Here is a 21,232-nt window from a genome sequence, read left to right as displayed (position 1 = left end):
CGACACTGGAACAGCTAGCGTGGAAAGCGTAATCTCCTTTGCGATGCGCCCTGTCGGAACACCGCAGGCCCGCTCGGCCCAGCGCCCCGAGGCCACGTGCACGCCGCGCTTCCGTCGCGCGAGCGCCTCCGGCGCCCCTCTCCTGGCCCCCCTCGGCTAGCGCATGAACCCCGCGCGCAGCGAGCCTCTAGCCCCGCTCATCGCCGGCCGGTTCCACATCGAGCGCGAGGTCGGCCGCGGCGGGATCGGCACCGTGCACCGCGCGTTCGACGCGCAGACCGAGCGCTACGTCGCGCTGAAGATCATCTCCGCGGCCACCACGGACGCCGCGTGCCAGGCCCGGCTGTCGCGCGAGGGGCAGATCCTCTCGGAGCTCGATCACCCCGGGATCGTGCGGGTCGTCGCGTTCGGGACGCTGGAGTCGAGCGCGTGGGACGCGGAGGGGCGGCGGATCGAGGAGGGGGCGACGTTCGTCGCCATGGAGTGGCTCGACGGGGAGGACCTCGCGACGCGCCAGCGGCGCTCGCCGCTCGTGCTGCGCGACGCGCTCGAGGTCGGGCGGCAGGTGGCGAGCGCGCTCGCGGCCGCCCACGACGCTGGCGTCGTGCACCGCGACATCAAGCCGTCGAACATCCTCCTCCTGCACGGCGCGCCCGGCGGCGCGCTCCGGATCAAGCTCGTCGACTTCGGCGTCGCGGCGTCGCGGGAGGTCGTGCTCACGACCGACCCCGGCGGCCTCGTCGGCACCCCGGCGTACATGTCGCCGGAGCAGGCGCGCGGCGACGCGACGGTCGACGCGCGGAGCGACCTCTACTCGCTCGGCGCGACGCTGTTCGAGCTCGTCGCCGGGCGGCCGCCGCACATGGGGCCGACCTCGATCGCGACGCTCGTGCGCCTGGCAACGACGCCCGCGCCCCGGCTGTCGGAGTTCCTGCTCGACGTGGCGCCCACCCTCGACGAGCTGATCCACGCGCTCCTGCTCACCGATCGCGAGCTCAGGCCGAGCTCGGCGCGCGCGGTGGCGCAGACGCTCGAGGCGCTCGTCCGCGATCCGTTCCTGCCCACCCCGTCGCCGCTGCGCGTGAGCGACAACCCGCCGGGCGTCATGGGCACGCGGCTCGTGACCACGATCGTGGCGCTGCACGTGGCCACGGGCGAGGATCGGCAGCGCGAGATCGAGGCGCTGCGGCGCCGCGGGGCCGACGCGCTGCCGCTCGGCACCGACTCGGTGGTCGCCCACCTCGGCGTGCGCCAGGCCCACGGCGACGAGGCGTCCCGCGCCCTCGAGCACGGCCTCGCGCTCGGCGACCGCGGCGGCCGCGTCGGCGTCGCCTCCGGCCGCATGCGCGTCGACCGGACGCGGTCGGCCGGCGAGGTCGTCGACCGCGCGGTGGCCCTCGCGCGCGAGGCGGGCCTCGGCCGGGTGCTCGCGGACGCGACCACGGTGGAGCTGTCCCGCGGGCGCTTCACGTGCGAGCCCCAGGAGGGCGGCGCCCTGCGGGTCCTCGCGCGCGCGCCGAAGCGGCCCGACGCCCAGACGCCCTTCGTGGGCCGGGACGCCGAGCTCATCACCACCGTCGCGGCCTTCGACCGCTGCGTCGAGGACCGGACGCCGGTCCTCGCGAGCATCTCGGGGCCGCCGGGGATCGGCAAGAGCCGGCTCGCGCGGGAGTTCGTCGCGCGCATCGCGGAGCGGCCGGATCCGCCCCGGCTCGTCCAGCTGCGCTGCGAGTCGTTCGGCCGCGCGCAGGCGCTCGGCGTCGCGACCGACGTGCTGCGCGTCCTCATGGGCCTGCCGAAGGGCGCGTCGATGGAGCAGGCCGACGACGCCGTCCGCGCGCGGCGGCTCCTGCACGGCGACGGCGGGCTGCTCGCGCGCCTGCTCGCGAACCAGCCGTTCCCCGACGGCGTCGACCTGCGCGGCGCGCGTGACGCGCTCTACCTCTCGATGACCGAGATCGCGGTCGGCGCCGCGTCGATCGAGCCGTGCGCGCTGCTCGTCGAGGACGCGCAGTGGGCCGACCCGGAGAGCGTCGCGTGGCTCGACCACCTCCTCGGGCGGGCGACGGGCCGGGCGCTCTTCATCATGCTGATGGTGCGCCCGTCGTTCTGGCGCGACCAGGGCCAGCGCTTCGCCGGCCGCGACCACGTGCGCGTGGAGCTGCGCCCGATCGCGCGCCGGGCCACGCGCGAGATCGCGCGGGCGGTCTTCAGCGCCGCCGCGCGGCCGTTCGACGAGGCGACGCTCGACCGCGTCGCGCAGCAGGCGGCCGGCTCGCCGCTCTTCGCCGAGGAGCTCGCGCGCGTCATCGCCTCCGGCAAGGACGCGGCCACGGCGCCGACCATCGAGGCGGCGATCCAGGTGAGCCTCGACGCGCTCGACGAGAGCACGCGCGAGGCCGTCGTGAGGATGAGCGTGTTCGGCCTGTCGGTGTGGGACGCGGGCCTCGCCGAGGTCGGCGTGGTCGAGCCGGAGGCCGCGCTGAAGAAGCTCATCGCCGCGGAGCTGCTCGTCGAGCAGCCCGCGTCGCGCTTCCCCGCGGCGCGCGAGTTCCTGTTCAAGCACGCGCTCGTCCGCGACGTGGCGTACGCCTCCGCCGGCGAGGAGCTCCGCGAGGAGCTGCACGCCGCGGCCGCGCGCTGGCTCGACCGGCTCGGCGAGGACAGCGCGACGGTGGCGCAGCACTTCGACCTCGGCGGCGAGCACGAGGAGGCCGCGATCCGCTGGGAGGCGGCGGCGCGGCGCGCCCTCGCGACGAACTCCCTGCGCGACGCGGTCACGATGGCCGACCGCGCGCTCGTGTTCTCCCCCGACAAGCCGACGGCGTTCGCCCGCGCCGTCCTCCTCGAGGAGGCGTACTCCCGGCTCGACGCGCGCTCGCCCGAGCGCGACTCGGCGATCCGGGCGATGGGGGAGAACGTCTTCGACGAGGCGAGCGAGCTCCGCACCCTCACCGCCCGCGCCCGCTACGACCACGCGTGCGGCTCCGGGATCGACCTGGAGGAGCGCCTGACGGCGCTGCGCGATCGCGCCCGGGCGATCGATCTCGTCGAGGAGGAGGCCCAGTGCTCGGCCACGCTGGCGCACTTCCACGCGTTCGCCGGGCAGCTCGCGATGGCCGAGCAGGAGGCGGCGCAGCTGCTCGACCTGGCGGCGCGGCGGGGCCTCGTCTGGGCGGCCGTCGACGCGTGGCAGACGCGCGCGGTCGCGCACCAGACGCGCGGCGAGCCGGCCGCGGCGCTCGGGGCGCGCCGGAACGCCGCGCGGGCCGCGCGCCGGGCGGGGCTGCAGGAGCGCGAGGCGACGCTGACCATCAACGTCGGCTTCGCCCTGACGACGATCGGCGCGCGGGAGGAGGCCCTCCAGGAGATCGAGGGCGGCATCACCAGGGCGCAGGCGATCGGCAGCTCCGGGGCGGTGCGGCACGGGCAGATGATCCTGCTCTGCTGGGCGGCGACGTTCGGCCCCGAGCCGCGGCTCGACGCCGTGCTCGCGGAGCCGCGGGCGAGCGCCGACGAGGCCGCCGGTAGCATGTGGGTCGTGCGCGACCGGGTGACGCTCGGCATCCTGTTCTACCGGGGGTGCGAGCTCCTGCGCTCCGAGTCGTCGGGCCTCGCGCGGGCCCGCTCCTTGCTGAAGAAGGCCACGGAAGCCTACCGGGTGACGGAGAACCGCGACGTCCTGCCCGTGGCGCTCGGGTTCTGCGCCGAGGCGGAGCGCCGCTTCGGCAACGCCGAGCTGGCCGGGGAGATCGCGCGGGAGGCGGCGGCCCTGGTCGAGGCGGGCGCGCCGAGCCTGCTCAACGAGGCGCCGATCTACCTCGCGCTCCACGACGCCTGCGTGGACCTGGGCGACCTGGAGGGCGCGCGGGACGCGATGGAGCGCGCGATGCCGCCGCTCCTGCGCCGGCTCAAGGGGCTCGAGGGGACGCCCTACGCGAGCTCGTTCCTGCTCAACCTGCCGCAGAACTCGGCGCTGCTCGCCGCCGCCGAGGCCTACGGCTGCGTGCCGCCCCAGATCGAGGCGATGCTGAACAGCAAGGCCTGACCCCGGCGCGCGGCCGGGGCGGGCGCGCTCACTTCGTCGGGGGTGCGGCGCCGCCGGTCTTGCCGGGCTTCGGGGGCGGCGGGAGCGGGCGCAGGTTGATGGTCAGCACCTCGTCGCGCGTGAAGACGACGAAGCGCGCCTCCGGCGTGTAGCCGTCGGCCGTGACCCGGATGCGGTGCCCCGTGCCGTCGCGCTGGAATTTCGCGTAGAACGGGTTCGATTCGAGCGGGATGTCGTCGAGGAAGATCTTCGCGTCGAGCGGCGTGGCGATGATCCGGAGCTCGATGAGGTTCGTCTGCGGCTCCTCGCGCCGCTCTTCGATCTGCCGCTCCTCGGGTTTGGGCTCCTCCGGCGGAGGGAGGATGCGGCGGCCCACGAGCACCACGCCCAGCCCCACGGCGCCGCCGAGCGCCACCACGGCCGCCGCGATCGCGGCCGTCCACACCAGCGTCCGGCGCCGGCTCAGGTGGGTGTTGGCGACCATGATCGTGGGGATCGTCTTGCGGCTCGAGATGCTGTCCTCGCGAGACCCCTCCTCGCCCAGGATCGCGTCCGGCATCGGCGTGGTGAAGTGCTGCGACACCGGCATCCGCTGGGACCACGGCACGGCGCCGCGCTCCTCGAGCACCGGCAGGATCTCGAACTCCTCGCCCCCCTCCGCGGCGGCGGCGGCGTGCAGCTTCCCCAGCTGCTCGCTGATGGCGGACCGCACCTCCGCCCGCCGGTGCGCGAAGGTCTCGCCGACGAGGCGGCCGATCTCGGCCGCCGCCGGCCGCCGCCCCATCGTCGCGATGTAGGCCTCGATGTCCTCGCGCATCTGGGCCGCCGTCGCGTAGCGGTCCTCGGGCGCCATCGCGAGCGCGCGCGTACAGATCCGCTCGAGCTGGTCCGGCGCGGCGGGCCACCGCTCGCGCAGCTGCGGGATCTCGCCGAACGTGAGCCGCTGGAGGATCTGCACGTCGGAGAGCTCGCCCCAGAAGCGCTCGCCCACGACGAGCTCCCAGAAGATGAGCCCCATCGAGAAGATGTCCGCGCGGCGGTCCACCATCGTCGCGAGCGCCTGCTCGGGCGCCATGTACCGGATCTTCCCCTTGACGACGCCGGTGCTCGTGTCCGCGTCGCGCGTCGCCCACTTCGCGATGCCGAAGTCGACGACCTTCGCCTGCCCGTCGTACGTGACGAAGATGTTGTGCGGGCTGATGTCGCGGTGGACCACGTGGAGCGGCTGCCCGTTGAAGTCCATCAGCTCGTGCGCGTAGTGCAGCCCGGCGAGCGCGTCGGAGAGGATCGCCAGGTACACCGCGCGGTGCCGCGACGGATCGAGCTTGCGGCAGATCCGATCGAGCGAGTGCCCCTCCAGGTACTCCATCACGATGTAGTACTGGTCGTCGATCTGGCCGCACTCGTACGTCTGCACGACGTTCGGGTGGTTCAGCCGCGCGGCGAGCCTCGCCTCGTCGAGGAACATCGCGTTGACCTCGGGCTCGGTCGCGATCCCCGGCTTGAGCCGCTTGATCACCACCAGCTTCTCGAACCCGAGCGGGCCGCGGTGGGCGGCGAGGAAGACCTCGGCCATCCCGCCTTGCCCCAACTTGGCGATCAGCCTGTATCTCCCGAAGCCTCTCGCCGACTGCACGGGGAGCCGGACGATCATCGATGAGGAGGTCACAGCACCCGATCGTCTGTAAGGATTGATGCCCCGTCAAGAAGACTCATGGAGATGTACATCCCGCCGACGCTGGGGGGAGCTCCGGGGGCCGAACGCGCTGCGCGCAGGGCCCCCGGCTGCTCCGGTTAACGTAGTGATCCCCGAGAGTTGAGGGGCACGGCCCTCCCGCGCGTTCAGCCTTCCCCGATCGCGATCCCGAGCGCCTGACGCAGCGCAAAATACTGGTCGCTGGTGGAGAAGACGAGCAGCTCCTTGAGCTTGTCCTGCGGCGGCAGATCGCCGGGCTGCTGCGGCTCGGCGGCGATGATCTTCTTGGCGATCTCGAGGTCGCCCGAGAGGAGCAGGCCGGTGCGCGTGGCGGTGACGTCGACGCACTGAACCCACCGCTTGATGTTGGCCTTCGCGCCCTCCGCGAGGAACTTCTTGACCACCATCCGGAGCCCCTCGAGCTGCATGGGCTGCATGAACCCGCGGAGCGTCTGCGCCGTGGCCATGATCTGCTTCTCGATGTCCTGCGGCACCGGCGTGTCGGGCGCGACGAGCTTGATGCCCGCGAAGAGGAGCACCGTCAGCTCGGTGACCGTCGGGAACAGCGTCTTGATGTAGTGCTCGCCGCGGTACATCGCGAGGTGCTTGCCCACGATGAAGGTGAGCTCCTGCGGCGAGAACCCGGTCAGGACGGTCTGGCCCGCGACGGACGCCGGCTGCTCGTTGGCCACCGCCACGAGCGCGCCGGGCACGTCGCTCCGCACGTAGAGCCGCGGCGCCGGCAGCCCGAGGACGTTGGCCGCCCAGCCGAAGGTCCGGGCGAACGTCACCGTCGACGTCGCGGGATCCTGCAGGAACCGCTGGTCGAGGACGGGCAGCTCGCGCCGCTGCTTCAGGGTCTCGATCTTCGCCCGGAGCGCCGCCCCGGCGATCATCTCGAAGATCTTGCCGACGTAGAGGTTCTCCTCCTCGTGGAACAGGTTCCTGATCCACTGCTCGTTGTCGAGCCGGCTCTTCGCCGGGATGAGCCCCTGAGGCCGGTAGTCCTCGAAGTACTGCTGCTCGTCGGGATCGGCCTTGCGGAGGAACGCGAGCGCCGCCGCGACGCACCAGGCCTGATCGTACTGCTTGCTGTCGACGTACAGGCGGTAGAGCCGCTTGTACGGCTCGATCTTCATCGGATCGAGCTTGACCAGGGCCTGGAACTCGCCGATCGCCTGATCGAACTGCTGCCCCTGCTCGTAGAGCTCCGCCAGGATGAGGTGCTCCGTCTCGTCCTCGGGCTTGAGCCGCGAGGCCATGCGGAACGTCTCGACGGCGGCGGTCTGATCGCCGAGCCGATCGCGGTAGATGAGCCCGAGCGCGTGCCAGAGGCTGTACTCGAGGTCCGTGTTCCCCTTGCCGGCGACCCGGTGCAGCATCTTGCGGTACGCCCGCTCGAGCTGCTTCCACTCCTTGAGCGCGGTGAGGATCTTGTTGATGCGCTCGAACGCCTCGAGGAAGTGCGGGTTGAGGTCCAGCGCCTCGTTGAACAGCTCCACCGCGCGCGCCTGGTCCTCCAGCTTGTCGCGGTAGATCTGCGCCATCGTGTAGAAGTAGCGGCTCTTGCGATCCGGCTGCGGCTCGAGATCCGCGATGCGCTGGATGCAGTCCACCATCCGCTCCCACTGGCCCGTCTTCTGGTAGAGCGGGAGCAGCTTGTGGAGCAGCACGTGGTTCTGCGGCTCCAGGTCGAGCGCCTCCTCGAGGGCCTCGATGCCCTTCGGGATGTTGTTCTCCTTCTCGACCCAGATGTCGCCGATCTCGTTCAACATCTTGAACCGCTCGGCGCCGTCCATGACGTTGTCGAGGATCTGCCGCTTGTAGTGGCAGACCTGCTTGTAGTCCTTGAGGCCGTCGTAGACCGAGACGAGCGCCTCGAGGGTCGGCCGGTGCGAGGGATCCGCGCCGAGCGCCTTCTCGAAGTTGTTGACCGCCTGCTTCGACTGCCCCTGCGCCTGCTTGATGCAGCCGAGCTTGTAGTAGACGGTGGCCCGCTCCTCGGTCTCGCCCTCGTCGAGGCTGGTGAGCACCTTCTGGTAGTTGGTCAGCGCGCTCGCCCAGTCGCTGAGCTTGAAGCTCACGTCCGCGAGGCCCCGGATCGTCTCGTGGTCGGTCAGATCCAGGTTGTGCGCGGCCGTGTACGCCTTGAGCGCCGCCTCGTCCTTGCCGAGCCGCTCGAGGACCTTGCCGAAGGTCCGCTGCAGCCGGTGCTGCTCCGACCGATCGCGCTTGCTGCTCTTCCTGACGAGCATCTCCGCGAGCGGCTCGGCCTGGGCCCACCGCTCCGTGGAGACGTACTCGGTGAGGAGCGGCATCGCGGCGTCCTCGTTGTCGGGGTCGCTCTGCAGCGCCATCTCGTACGCCTGCACCGCGAGCGCGTGCTCGCCGAGCATGTCGTCGCGGAGCTTGCCGAGCTCGACGAGCAGCCGCGCCTTGGCGCGGGGCGCGTCGGTGTTCATCTGCTCCTGATCGAGGTACCGCGCCGCCCGGTCCCAGTCGGCCGCGTCGATCGCGATGACCCGCAGCGCCGAGAGCGTCGGCACATGGGCCGGATCGAGATCGAGCGCCATCTCGAAGCGGTCCTGCGCCAGCGCCCGGTCGCCGAGCTTCTCGTCGAGCTGCCTGCCGATCCGGTAGTACATCTCGACGCGCTGCTTGCCGTCGGCCGTGAGGTCGGCGACGCGCGTCATGTACTCGATGGCCTTCGCCGGGTCGTCCTGCTTCTCGTAGAGCTTCGCCAGCGCCTCCAGGGCCGGGATGTGCGTGTCCTGGATGTCGACGATGTTCAGGTACGCGTCGATCGCGCGATCGAGGTCCTCGATCTCCTCGGCGTAGACCTTCGCCGTCTGCGACCAGAGCTCGATCTTCTTGTTGCGATCGTTCGACGCGTTGATGTGCCGATCGTACGTGTTGATGAGGTCGTGCCACTGCCGGAGCCGGCGGTAGCAGCGCTCCAGGGCCTCGAGCGCGGCCTCGTGCGTCGGGTCGATCTCGACGACCTGCTCGAGCCGCGCGGCCGAGAGGTCCGGCTTCAGGAACTGCTCCTCCTGGAGCGTCGCGATCTTCATCAGCACGTCGATGCGCTCGCGCTCCGTGGTCACGACGTCGAGCTGCATCTCGAGGACGCGCACGAGGTCCGGCCACTGGTGCGTGGTCGTGTAGACGCGCTCGAGCCCCCGCATGGCGAGGAGGTTCGACGCGTCGATCTCCAGCACCTCGCGGTAGACCGCGCCCGCCTTCTCGATCAGGCCGAGCTTGGTCTCGTAGAGGCCCGCGGTGCGCAGCTTCACCGACGCGACGACCTCGGGATCGCTGACGCTGCGCGCCTTGCGGAGCAGCACGTCGACGAGATCGTTCGGCTGATCGCGATCGGTGTAGATGCGCTCCAGCGCCTCGAGGGCCGGCAGGTGCAGCGGATCGACGTCGAGGGCGCGCCTGTAGAAGCTGAGCCCCTGCTCGACCTCGCCCATGTGCTTCTCGAGGACCTCGCCGAGCTCCGTCAGGATCTCCTTCCGGTCGACGTCGGTCACCGCGACGTTGAGGGCGCTCGTCAGCCGCTGGCCCTGCAGCTGCCACTGGCCGGTCTTCTTGAAGAAGTTCGCCATCTGGCGCAGCACGGCGACGTTGTTCGGGTCGTGCGCGAGGATCTGCTCGTAGTACGGCTGGGCGTAGTCGGGGCGGCCGAGGTCCTCCGCGTACCACTTGGCGAGGCGCAGGCAGAGGGTGATCTTCTGGAGCGGCGCCGTCTGCTGCTGCAGCCACCCGTTCACCGTCTGCACGAGCTCGGGCCAGCGGTTCGTCGCCTGCGCCATGCGCTCGAGGTAGCGGACCGTCTCCATGTCCGAGAAGTCCATCTCGAACGCGGTCAGGAGCGCGTCGAACGCCTGGGGCTTGTCCTCGAGCTGCTCCTCGAAGACGCGGGCCACCTTGCGGAGAATGTCGGTCTTCTCCTCGACCTCCTCGCGGGACTCGAGGCGCGCGAGGTAGAGCTCGATGAGCGGCTCGCTCCGGCGGGCCGCGTCGTGGAGCTCCTCGAGCGCCGCGAAGCCCTGGTCGTGCGTCGGGTCGAGCTCCAGGACCTTCTCGTACGCGAGCGTGCCCCGGTCCTTCTCGCCGACCTGGTGCTCCCAGATCTGCGCCACCTCGAGGTACTCGCGCACCTTGTCCGCCGGCGACTCGTACGCCGCCGCCCGGCCCATCTTCACGTCGATGACCTCGACCCACCGCTCCTCGGCCCGGAGCAGGTTCTCGAGCGCGGCCATCGCCTCGAAGTCCTTCGGGTCGACCTCGAGCAGCTTCCTCCACGCGTCGATGGCGTCGTACGACTGCCCGAGGACGTGCTGGTAGGTCGTCCCGAGCTCGCGGTAGAGCGCGATCAGGTTCTCGACCGGCAGGACGTCCCGCGCCCGATCCACCGTCTGGTGCAGCGCGCTGACGATCTGCTGGGGCTCGTTGCGGAGCCGCCAGATCGCCGCGATCGCGTAGAGCGCCTCGAGGTTCGCGTAGTCGATGTCGAGGACGCGCTGGTAGTCGTCGAGCGACGAGTCGTCGCGGCCGAGCTGCTCGTGGAACAGCTTGGCGCGGCGGAGCAGCACGGCGACGCGCGACTCGTCGTCGATCGCGATGTCGTAGTGCCGCTCGAGGACGTCGCAGAGCTCGGCCCACTGCCCCACCCGCTCGTAGAGGTTGGAGAGCGCGCCGAGCGCCTCCGGATCCTCGCCGCGGAGGTCGAGCACGCGCTTCCACGTCTCGACGGCGCCCTGGACGTCGTTCAGCCGATCGGCGAGCAGGTGCGCCATCTTGGCGCGGATGTCCGCCTCCTGGCTGTCGCCCATCGCGTTCTCGAGCTCGCGCTCGAGCACCACCTTGAGCTGCGTCCAGGCCCCCTTCGTCGTGTAGATGCGCTCGAGGGCGCTGATCGCCTGCTCGTTCGTCGTCTCGAGCTCGTCGAAGATGCGCCGGAACGCGCGGATGGCGTCGTCGAGCTGCCCGAGCCGCTCCTCGTACGTCTGGCCGAGCCGGAGGTACAGGTCGACGAGCTCCGGGCGGTCCTCCGTCGCGCGCACCCGCTGCTCGAGCACGCTCGCGAGCTCGGGGTACTGCTCCAGGAGCGTGTAGATCCGGTCGAGGTTGGAGAGCGCCTCCGCCTCGAGCGGCTCGATCCCGAGCACGTAGCGGTACGTCTCCTCGGCCTTGGCGATGTCGCCGAGGTCGGTCTCGAAGACCCGCGCCAGCCGCTTGCCGATGCTGGTCTGGACCTCCTTGTCGCCGTGGATGCCCAGCACGTCGGCGTACGCGTTGGCGAGCAGCTCCCAGCCGCCGTCGACGGAGCCCGAGAGCCGCTCCACCTCCTCGAGCGTCTTCTCGTCGCGCGGGTACTCCTTGAGCGACCGGATGTAGACGCTGAGCGCGCCGTCGGGCGAGATGAGCCGCTCCTCCTGGAGCTCGGCCAGCCGGTAGTACATCGCCAGCCGGTCCGGCTCCTGGGTGAGGTGGGTGAGCTCGGCCTCGAGCACCCCGCCGAGCTTCTCCCACTCCGCCGCCGCCTGGTAGAGCGGCTCCAGGATCGCGCCGATCTCGATCTGCTTGATCCCGGCCGCGAACAGGCCCTCGAGGGCCTCCAGCGTGGGCGAGTGCTCGGGCGCCGCGGTGAGCACCTCGCGGTACGCCGCGATGGCCGCGGGCAGGTCGTTGAGGCGCGTCTGGTGCACCACGCCGAGCCGGTACTTGAACTCGAGGATCTCGTCCGGCGACTGCCCGAGCTCCGCCTCCCGCGCGAGGATCTCGACGAGATCGCTCCACCGCTCGGTCGCGGTGAACAGGCGGTCGAGCGACGCGATCGCGGTCTGGTTCTCCGGATCGGCCTCGAGCACGCGCCGGTAGCGCGCGACGGCGCTGTCGATGTCCTCGAGCTGCGTCTCGAAGATCTGGGCGAGCCGGAGCCCGAGCTCGACGAGCCTGCCCGTGTCGTCGCCGAGCCGGTTGAGCTCCGCGTCGTAGAGCGCGGCGACCTGCGGCCAGCGGTTCACCACCATCGCGAGCCGCTCCAGGTTGGAGAGCGACTCCTCGTTGCCGATGTCGCTCGTCACCGCCCGCGCGTACGTCTCGAAGGCGGAGACGTGATCGCTCAGCATCTCCTCCGAGAGCCGCGCGACGCGGTGGAGCAGGTCGACCTTCTGGTACGGGTCCTCCGCGACCCGGACCTGGACCTCGAGCACGCTGATCAGCTTCTGCCACTCCCCGGACGCGTCGTAGATCGGCTCGAGCACCCGCGCCGCGCCGAGCGGATCCCGGGTGCCGTCCTTGATCTGCTCGAGCGCGCGGAGCGTCGGCTCGTGATCGGGCATCTGCTGGAGCAGATCGCGGTAGAGCTCGATGGCCCTCGTCACGTCGTCGAGGTGCTTCTCGTAGAGCTCCGCGATCCGGTACTGGTAGCTGATCCCCTCCGCCGGATCCGAGGCGAGCTCGGCCTCGTGCTGGAGGACGCTGAGCAGCTCGAGCCAGTTCTGCGAGGTCTGGTAGAGGACGTCGAGCCGCCCGAGCGCCTGGAGGTCGTCCGGATCGATCTCGAGCACCCGCTGGTACGTGTCGATCGCGCTCGCCACGTCGCCGAGCTCGCGCTCGTACACCGCGCCGATCTGGTAGTAGATGCGCTTCTTCTCGTTGTAATCGAGGACGAGGTCGGCCTTCTTCGCGTAGACCGAGAGCAGCTCCTGCCAGCGCGAGAGGCTGAGGTAGAGCTTGGTCAGCGCGTCGATGGCCCTGAGGTCCTCGGCGTCGAGCTCGAGCACCTTGCCGTAGACGGCGATCGCCTGGTCGTGCCGCTCGAGCACCTCCTCCTCGATGCTCGCGGCCTGGAACAGCGCGAGCTTCTTCTCGTTCGGCTCCTCGAGGATCTCGGCCTTCTGCTGGAGGATCTGCGACAGCTCGTTGTAGCGCTCCGAGGTCCGGAACAGCCGCTCGAGCGACTCGGCCGCGTGCAGGTTGCGCGGATCGATCTCGAGCACGCGCCGGTAGTGCCCGACGGCGCTGTCCATGTCGCCGAGGTCGCCCTCGTAGATGCGCGCGCTCATCGTGTAGAGCGTGCTCGCGAGCTCGGCGTCGGTCTGCTGCGCCGCCAGCGTCTCGAAGACGCGCGCGAGGTCGGCGAAGCGGCCGGTCGCGCGGGCGAGCCGGTCGAGCCCCTCCTGCGTCGACTCGGAGGCCGGATCCTGGCTCAGGGCGCGCGCGTAGGTGTCGAACGCCGAGCTGAGATCGTTGCCCGCGTCCTCGTAGAGCACGGCGATCTGGTGGAGCAGCTCGACGCGGCGGGTCACGTCGTCGCTGCGGCGCACCTGCACCTCGTGCACCCCGATGAGCTTCTGGTAGTCGCCCGACTGGCGGTAGAGCGGCTCGAGGATCTCCGCGATCGCGACCTCGTGCTCGGGGAGCTTCCCGAGGCGCTCGAGGGCGGCGAGCGCCTCGACGTTCGTCGGCTCGCGCTCGAGCACCTGCCGGTAAATGTCGATCGCCGACTCGACGAGCCGCATCCGCGACTCCCGCAGCGCGGCGAGGCGCAGCATCAGCCGGATCTGCGCCTCCTCCTCGACCGCGAGGTTCAGCTGCGCCTCGAGGTTGTCGGCCAGCTCCTCCCACATGCCCTGGCGGCTGAAGAGCCCGTCGAGCGCCGTGAGCGCCACGAGGCTCGTGTCGTCGATGGACAGGACCTCCCGGTAGGCGGCGATCGCCTCCTCGGGCTGCCCGAGCCGCTGCTCGTAGACCTCGGCCATCTGGGCGTAGAGGCCCTCGCGCTCGCCGGGCTCGTGCACGAGCTCGATGCGGCGCCGGTAGACGCCGATGAGATCGCTCCAGCGCTCGGTGCGCCGGTAGAGCGCGTCCATCGCCTCCAGCGCCTCCGAGTCGCCGGGGTCGATCGAGAGCACGCGCAGGTAGCCGTTCGCCGCCTCCTCGACCTTCCCCAGCCGCTCGTGGGTGCTCGCGAGCCGCATCCAGTACTCGCGGCTCAGCCGCGCGTCGCTCAGCGAGTCCGCGATCTCGCTGAAGATGACGTCGAGCCGATCCCAGGCGCCCGCCTGCGCGGCGAGCGACTCGAGCTCCACCCGCGTCTCGGCGTGCGACGGGTCGTCCTTGAGCGCCCGCGACTGCGCGTCGAGGGCGCGGTTGAGATCGTTCAGGTTGTCGGCCGCCGTCCGCGCCACCTTGCGGAGGAGCGAGACCCGCGTCGCCGTGTCGCCCTCGGCCGCCGCGAGGATCTCGAGCGCCTGGATCAGCTTCTCCCAGTCGCCGCGCCCCTCGTAGATCTCCTGCAGGATAGCCGCCGCCTCGGCCCGCAGGGACTCGTTCGACAAGAGCGCCTCGAGCGCGAGGCGCGCGGCGTCGTTGCCCGGATCGAGGATCAGGATTTCCTTGTAGTTTTCGAGCGCTCCGGCCGCATCGTTCAGGTGTTTCTCGAGGGTGCTCCCGAGCCGGAACTTGAGGTCGATGAGCGCCTGCTCCCCGACGTCGGAGTCGATCCGCTTGCGGAGCACGTCGACGTAGGACTCCCAGTCCTCCTGCTCGCGGTAGAGCTTGTCGAGCGCGGCGAGCGCCTGCGGGTCGGTCGGCTCGTCGTCGAGCACCTGGCGGTACGTCGCGATCGCCTGCGCCGGGTCGCGCAGCTCCCCCTCGTAGAGCTCGGCGATCCCGTAGAGGATGCGCTTCCTCTCCTCGGGCTCCGTGACGATGTCCCGCTTCTTCTCGTAGATGCCGAGCAGCTCGCTGTACCGGCCCGTCTCGCGGTAGAGCCGCTCCAGCGCGCTGATCGCGGCCTGGTTCTCGCTGTCGGCCTCGTAGACCGCGCGGAACTGCGACAGCGCCTCGTCGATGCGCTTCACCTCGTCGAGCAGGACGCGCCCGAGCCGGAGCCGGAGGTCGACGCCGAGCGTGATGTCCCCCTCGCTCTCCGCGCGCGCGATCGCCGTGGAGTAAGCCGTGATGAGGGCGTCCCAGCCCTCGGTGGTGCGCGCGGCCCGCTCGACGTCGTCGATGCACTGCTCGTCCTGCGGGGCGATCTGGAACGCCGACAGGTAGCGCTCGAACGCCTTCTGCGGCTCCTTGAGCCGCGTCTCGTAGAGCGCGGCGACCTGGCGGTAGAGGTCGAGCCGGGAGGCGTCGTCCTGGTCGTGCGAGAGCTTCACCTCGATGGCGCCGGCGAGCCCCTTCGAGTTGTTCGCCTGCGTGTAGATCGGGATGAGCGCCTCGGCGGCCTGGAGGTGCGAGCCATCGATCGACAGCACCTTCTCGTAGGCGCGCGCCGCGCGATCCGCCTTCTGCTTCTGGACCATCCAGAGCTCGGCGATCTTGAGCAGCAGGCTGATCTTGGCGCTGTCGTCGGTCTCCTTCGCCTCCTGCGACTCGAGGACGCGGATGAACTCGTCCCACTTGCCGCTCTCGGCGTAGAACACCTCGAGGTCGTCCCAGCGCTGGAGCTGGAGGTACGCCTTCTTGAGCGCCTCCTGGGCCCTGCGGTCCTGGGGGTTCAGCGCGATCACCTCCTGCCAGGCGCGGACCGCGGCCTCGTCGTCCTTGAGCCGCTCGCCGTAGAGCTGCGCGAGCTTGCTGAGGAGCGCGAGCTTCTGGGCGCTGTCGTACGTCGTGTCGACCTGCTTCTGCAGGATCACGGCGTACGCCTGGTAGTCCCTGTTCTTCTCGTACAGGCCCGCCAGCGCGTTCAGCGCCTCGGGGTTCTCCGGGTCGTTCTCGAGCACCTCGTTCCAGAGCTCGATGCCGACGTCGACCTTCTTCACGCGCTCGGACGCGAGCTTCGCGATCTCGAGGTACTTCGCGGCGCGCTCGGCGCCGGACGGGAGCGTGGACGCCTCGCGCCGGAGCAGCCCGATGAGCTTCTCCCAGTCGCGCCGCTTCTCGTAGCTCTGGCGGAGGAACTCGACCGCCTGCGGGTGCTCGCCGTCGATCGCGAGGATCGCCTCGTAGCACTTCACCGCCTCGGCCGCGTTCGAGAACTTGCCCGAATAGAGCTCGGCCGCCTTCGCGTAGTGCTCGATCTTCTCGGCGGGATCCGAGACCGCCTCGGCGATCTCGATGAGCGTCTTGACGTACTCGTTGTAGCGCTTGGCCTGCTCCTGCTTGCTGGCCTTCGCCTTGAGCTCCTCGACCCGCTCCGCCGTCTCCGCGGCGGGGGGCGGCGGGGCCGTCGGCCGCCGGCCGACCTCGGAGTCCGCGGGCCTGCTCTCGGCGGGCGCACGCGGCGCCGGCTCGGCCGCGAGCGCGGCCACGGCGGGCGCCGCGGCGCCGTTCGCCTGCGGCTCGTCGGCGGGCGCGCTGGCCCTGCCGCTTGCGGGAGCCGGCGTGCTCACGGGCGCCTGCGCGCTGACAGGCGCCGGCGCGCTCACGGGCGCGGGCGCGCTGACAGGCGCCGGCGCGCTCACGGGCGCGGGCGCGCTGACAGGCGCCGGCGCGCTCACGGGGACGGGCGTGACGTCCGCGCGCTCGACCGGCGCGGCGATGGCCGGCGCGACCGGCGCAGCGATCGCGGGCGCGACCGGCGCAGCGATCGCGGGCGCGACGGACCCGGAGGCCGCCGGCGCGACGGACCCGGAGGCCGCCGGCGCGACGGACCCGGAGGCCGCCGGCGCGGCGGCCGTGAGGCGCTCGCCGATCTGGGCCTCGAACGCGCTCACGCTCGGGTGCGTCGGCGCGACCGCCGAGAGCCGCTCGAACCAGCTCCTCGCCCGCATGAGGTTGCCGAGCTGCCGCCAGGCGATGCCGCCCGCCTGCGCGATCATGAACGGGGAGCTGCCGTTCTGGTTCGCCGCGCTCTCCGCCAGCGACGCGACGCGCTCCCAGTTGCCTTCCTTCGTACCCCAGAGCTCGCGCAGGTACGCGAACGCCGCCTCGTTGGACGGGTCGTACCGGAGCGCTTCCTCCAGGAGCTTCGAGCCGATCTCGACGTTCTGGTGCCGCGTGGCCCAGCGGACGCCGAACTTGAACGCCGCCTCGCCGCGCGACACGCCGGTGCGCGCGTCGAGGATGCGGCGCTGCGTCTCCAGGATCGACTGCGGCCGCTCTTCCTCCGCGAGCAGCCCCTCGAACATCGCCGCGGCCTGCTTGTCGGAGGGCGCCGCCTCGTACGCCTGCCGGAGCAGCCCCTCGAGCTGGCCGCGATCGAAGCGCTTCGCGAGCCGCGCCGCGCGCAGGAGCAGCCGCTTGCGCTCGCTCACGGTCGCGGCCGCGTCGGCCGCCTCGACCAGCTCCGCCATGTGCCCCGCCCACGACGACTGATCCACCTGCATGTCGCCGAGGGAGGCCCGCGCCTCCTCGCTCGTCCCGCCGGAGACGCCGAGCGCGCGCGCGTACGTCGCCGTCGCGCGCTCGAAATCGCCCGCGTCGCAGAGCACGTCGCCGAGCTCCACGAGGAGCTCGGCGGCCGCGGTGCCCTCGGGCGCGTTCCGGAGCTCGAGCTCCAGGAGCTTCTGGACCATGTTGGTCTTGCCGAGGTCCCAGTAAATCGAACGCGCCGACTCCAGCGCCTCGAGCAGCGCTGGATTCAGCTTGTAGGCGTCCTGGAAGTGCTTCAGCGCCTTGACGGCCTGAAGGAACTTCTCCTCGAGCAGCCGCCCGAGCTTCAGGTGATACGCCGCCTTCCGGGTCGCGTCCCCTTCGGCCGCAATCCCCTTCTCGAGCTCCTCGACGAGCCCTTGCCAGTCATGAACCGACTCGAGATGATTGAGACGCTGCGCAAGATCCATTGATTATCGACCCTCGGCCCCGACCTTCGAACGGATTGAAACGCCTTACGTACCCCGCGCCGCGCGCGGCATCACGGCCCCTGGCCACCGAGGCGCGCGACGAGCGTGTTCGCCGTCTCGCACTCGGTCTTGAAGCTCGCTGCCTTCGATCCCTTGCAGGCGCGCGTGGTGAACCCCTTGAGCATCTGGATCGCCTCCTGCTTGCGCGGCGGATCCAGGGTCGCGTACGTGCTGCCAAGACTCCAGAGGATCTGTACTGACTCCGGACCATCCGACGGCGCAACCGCTCGAGCGGCCTCGAGCTCGGCCACCATCTCCGCCGTGGACCCGCGGTCCTGGTAGACCGACGCGAGCAGGCTGTGGATGCCGAAGAGGTACTTGTCCCCCTCCTTCGCGAAGCTCTTCGCCTCCTTGAGCACCTGCTCGGCCTCCTTCGTGTAGCCGAGGCGGGCGTACAGGTCGGCGAGCGCCGCGTAGTACCGGATCTCCGTCGGGTTGTGCTCGATCGCCTTCGTGAGGTTCTCGAGCGCCTTCTGCTCGTCGTCCGTCCAGAGGTAAACGTTCCCGAGCTGGGAGTAGCAGTCGGCGAAGTTGGGATCGTTCTCGATACACTTCTGGTACGGCTCTTTGGCCTCCTCGTACGAGATCGTCTTCTTCTTCGCCTGCTGCTCGAGCGCCCAGCCCCGCTCGAACCAGTAGTTCGCGTACTTGGGGGCGATCTGTGTGGCGCGCGCCAGCGTGGAGGCGACCTTGTCCCACTGCTCCTGCTTCTTCTGGGCCATCGCCAGCTTGTAGAAGATGCGGTGGTTGCTAGGGTCGAGCTTGGTCGCTTGCTCGTACTTGTTGGCCGCGCCGTCGGGGTTGACCGCGACCTCTTTATCGGCCTGATTCGCCAGGATGACGGCCTCCTGGCGGTGCCTGCTGCAGCCCAGCCCCGCCGCGCTCGTCGCGACCAGCCCGACCATCAAGAATGCCCCAAGCTTCATCGACCTCACCTTTCGAATGGAATCGGCTCCGCCGGCTCCTAACGTGACCGTGGGCATTGCGCCGCCCCTTCAGCGATCCGGGGCGGCAGAGCCGCCCCTCCAGCGATCCGGAGACGGCTCTGCCGCTCCGTCAGCGACCCGGAGACGGCTGCGCCGCTCCGCTAACGACCCGGAGACGGCTGCGCCGCTCCGCTAACGACCCGGAGACGGCTGCGCCGCTCCGTCCACATTCCCCGAGGCGGGTGCGCCGCCTCGTCAACCATCCCGGAGACGGCTGCGCCGCCCCGTCCTCAATCTCGGAGACGGTTGCACCGGCTCCGTTGTGGCACCGTCAAACGTGATCCTGAGGTGCGCGCGTGAACCTCGCTCGGCGTCGCGAGAATAGGCGGAGCCAACCGAGGAAGTCCAGGGCTTAGGCTTCCGCCGGGCGCGCCGTCTGCGCGCCTTCTCGGTGACGCACCGCCCCTTGCGGCGGGTGTGGCAAGTCGCCCCGGCCGTCCCCTCGCCCGCCGCGCAGCGGGCGGCGCTGGACACCGAACGCGACCTCGCCCGCCGCGCAGCGGGCGGCGCTGGACACCGAACGCGACCTCGCCTCGGGCATTGCCGCCGCTGAAACGGCAAACGCCCCGCACGGTGCGTGCGGGGCGTCTGCGCTGACCGAGCGGAGCGCGCTAGCTCAGCCGCCAGGGCTGAGCATGATCGGATAGACGACCGTGACGATGCCGCCCTCGGGCTGCGGGAAGGACAGGCCGTAGAAGGCCCGCACCACGCAGGACACCACGCCGTTGTCCGGCAGGTCCGAGCCGCCATTGCCCACGTTGGACACCGCGCCGTCGCGCCCGATGACGAAGCGCACCGCGACGCGGCCCTGGAGGTTCGGGTTATTCCTGAGGCCGTTTTCGTAGCAGAGCCGGAAACGACCGAAGTTCTGACGCACGATACGCTGGATGACCTCGGGCGGCAGACGGCCGCTCACGCTCGTCGCACCCATGCGCACCTGCGGCGGCTTGGTACGATGCGACCCGCCGAGGCGGCCGTGGCCGGAGCCGAAGCCCTGGCCCGTGCCGGTGCCGGCGCCGTGCCCGATGGTGCCGATCGAGCCGAGGCCGATGCCCTCACCGCGCCCGCCGCCGCCCTCGCCGATGCCGGAGAGGCCGAGGCCGCCGGCGCCGAAGGAGTCGCCGATCTGGTCGCCCCACATGTTGCCGCGGGCGCTCAGCGCGTCGTTGCCGAGCGAGTCGTCGCGGCCCCACGGGGCGGTCGGGGCGTTCGGATCGCCGCCGGCGCCGGCGTTCAGCAGGCCGATCATGCCGAACTCCGCGGCGTCGCGCAGCGCGGCCTGGCGCGCGATGTGCGGGTCGGGGTTGTCCGCGGGGCCCTGGACGCCGTAGCGGTTGCCGGTGGCCTTGGTGTTCGGGTTGCCCATCGAACCCTCTTCACCCTTGGCGCGCGTGCCGGTGCCGCCCTCCTTGTTGTCCGCCGCGTTCTCGGCGACCTGCTCGGTCTCCTTCTCCTCCATCTCCTTCTCGGCGGCCGCCGCGAGGTACTGCTGGATGAGGAACTGCTGATCCGCGGAGATCCCGTCCTCGTCCGTCGCGCCGAGCGGCGGCATGAAGAAGGCCATCGCCGCGAGCAGCCCGAGGTGCACCGCCATCGAGAGGCCGGTGTAGAGCAGGCTCTGCGTGTCCAGCTGGAAGTGACCGGCCACGACGCGGCCGGCGTTCACGGCCGACACCTGGAAGACGATCCCGTCGAGCTCCACCTTCGCCTTGGCGCCGGAGGGGAGCGCCATCTGGTAGGCGCCCGAGAGCTCGGCGCTCGGCTGCGCGCGGCCCCCGTCGATCGCCTGCTGCACCGTCAGCTTCGGCTGCCCAGGGATCTCGATGGTGCCGGTCGCGCGCGGCAGGAGCACCACGGACACCGAGCCGCTGCGGTCCGCGAGGACGATCGGCGCCCGCGTCGTGCCCAGCTTCTCCGAGGGGATGAAGAAGTCGCACTTGAAGTTCTTGCCCTCCTCCTCGCCGACGTAGAAGGAGCGCGGGGGCGTGAGGTGCGCGACGTGCAGCACCGCCGCGTCCCACAGGATCATGATCTCGACGGAGGCCGCCGGGACCTCGGTCTCATCGGCCGGGACGTCGGGCCCGTTCTTGACGAGCGTGTACGTGTACGACCCCTCCGGCGCGTCCGGGGGCACCTCGTCGACCGCGGGCGCGGACTGCGCGAACGGGTTGTTGTAGGCAAACGGGTCCGCCGCGCCCGCCGTCGCGGCGAACGGGTTCGCCGGCGCCGCCGCGAACGGGTTCGCCGGCGCCGCCGCGAACGGGTTCGCCGGCGCCGCCGCCGGCGCCGCCGCGAACGGGTTCGCGGGGACCGGCTTCGCCGGGCCGGCCGCCGCGGCGACCGCCACCGGCTCGGCGCGCTCCAGCATGATCTTCGTGCCGCCGATCTGGAGCTGATCGCCTGGGCTGATCTTGCACTTGTTGACGCGCGCCCCGTTCACCATCGTCCCCGGCTCGTTGCCGAGGTCGATCAGCGTGATGTCCTGCGGGGAGGCGACCTCGATGACCGCGTGCATGCGCGAGGCAAGCTCGTCATCGACACGCAGATGGCTCTTCGCGTCCTTGCCTACCTTGACGATATCCTGCGTGATCGTCTCGCGACGGACGAGCGCCTCGTTTTGGTAGAGGGCAAATGTGAGAGCGACCCTTTGCTTGCCTTCCATCTCCGCCAGCCTTCCCTATGCGCTCCGCGG

At 70.9% G+C, this 21,232-nt stretch carries 5 protein-coding genes; 1 reads left to right on the top strand and 4 read right to left on the bottom strand.

Translation table 11 applies throughout. From position 1 onward, the window contains the following. Positions 1 to 163 precede the first annotated feature (163 nt). Positions 164 to 4,048 (top strand): serine/threonine-protein kinase, encoded by a 3,885-nt coding sequence (locus WMF43_RS16170; RefSeq protein ID WP_437681269.1) that lies wholly within the window; start codon positions 164 to 166, stop codon positions 4,046 to 4,048. 28 nt (positions 4,049 to 4,076) lie between these two features. On the opposite strand, the gene WMF43_RS16165 is transcribed toward WMF43_RS16170, so the two are convergent. The 4 genes from WMF43_RS16165 to WMF43_RS16150 all read right to left on the bottom strand — a co-directional run bounded on the left by WMF43_RS16165 (position 4,077) and on the right by WMF43_RS16150 (position 21,202). Continuing rightward, a complete protein-coding gene (locus WMF43_RS16165; RefSeq protein WP_437681268.1) occupies positions 4,077 to 5,624 on the bottom strand; it encodes a serine/threonine protein kinase in 1,548 nt (515 codons plus the stop codon). Between the two features lie 266 nt (positions 5,625 to 5,890). Next, positions 5,891 to 17,494, bottom strand: coding sequence for a tetratricopeptide repeat protein (locus WMF43_RS16160; protein WP_437681267.1), 11,604 nt, complete (start codon positions 17,492 to 17,494; stop codon positions 5,891 to 5,893). A 71-nt stretch (positions 17,495 to 17,565) separates the two neighbouring features. After that, a complete protein-coding gene (locus tag WMF43_RS16155; RefSeq protein WP_437681266.1) occupies positions 17,566 to 18,480 on the bottom strand; it encodes a tetratricopeptide repeat protein in 915 nt (304 codons plus the stop codon). Between the two features lie 676 nt (positions 18,481 to 19,156). After that, the gene (locus WMF43_RS16150; protein ID WP_437681265.1) at positions 19,157 to 21,202 is read right to left on the bottom strand and encodes an AgmX/PglI C-terminal domain-containing protein; all 2,046 of its coding nucleotides are present in this window, start codon (positions 21,200 to 21,202) and stop codon (positions 19,157 to 19,159) included. Positions 21,203 to 21,232: the final 30 nt, after the last annotated feature.

The organism is Sorangium sp. So ce131, from assembly GCF_051519095.1.
Lineage (GTDB): Bacteria > Myxococcota_A > Polyangia > Polyangiales > Polyangiaceae > Sorangium.
This window is presented reverse-complemented; position numbering and strand designations above follow the sequence as displayed.

Coding starts and splice junctions, on each gene's coding strand:
- WMF43_RS16170 (WP_437681269.1), top strand. CDS start 164: ATGAACCCCGCGCGCAGCGAGCCTCTAGCCCCGCTCATCGCCGGCCGG.
- WMF43_RS16165 (WP_437681268.1), bottom strand. CDS start 5,624: ATGGCCGAGGTCTTCCTCGCCGCCCACCGCGGCCCGCTCGGGTTCGAG.
- WMF43_RS16160 (WP_437681267.1), bottom strand. CDS start 17,494: ATGGATCTTGCGCAGCGTCTCAATCATCTCGAGTCGGTTCATGACTGG.
- WMF43_RS16155 (WP_437681266.1), bottom strand. CDS start 18,480: ATGAAGCTTGGGGCATTCTTGATGGTCGGGCTGGTCGCGACGAGCGCG.
- WMF43_RS16150 (WP_437681265.1), bottom strand. CDS start 21,202: ATGGAAGGCAAGCAAAGGGTCGCTCTCACATTTGCCCTCTACCAAAAC.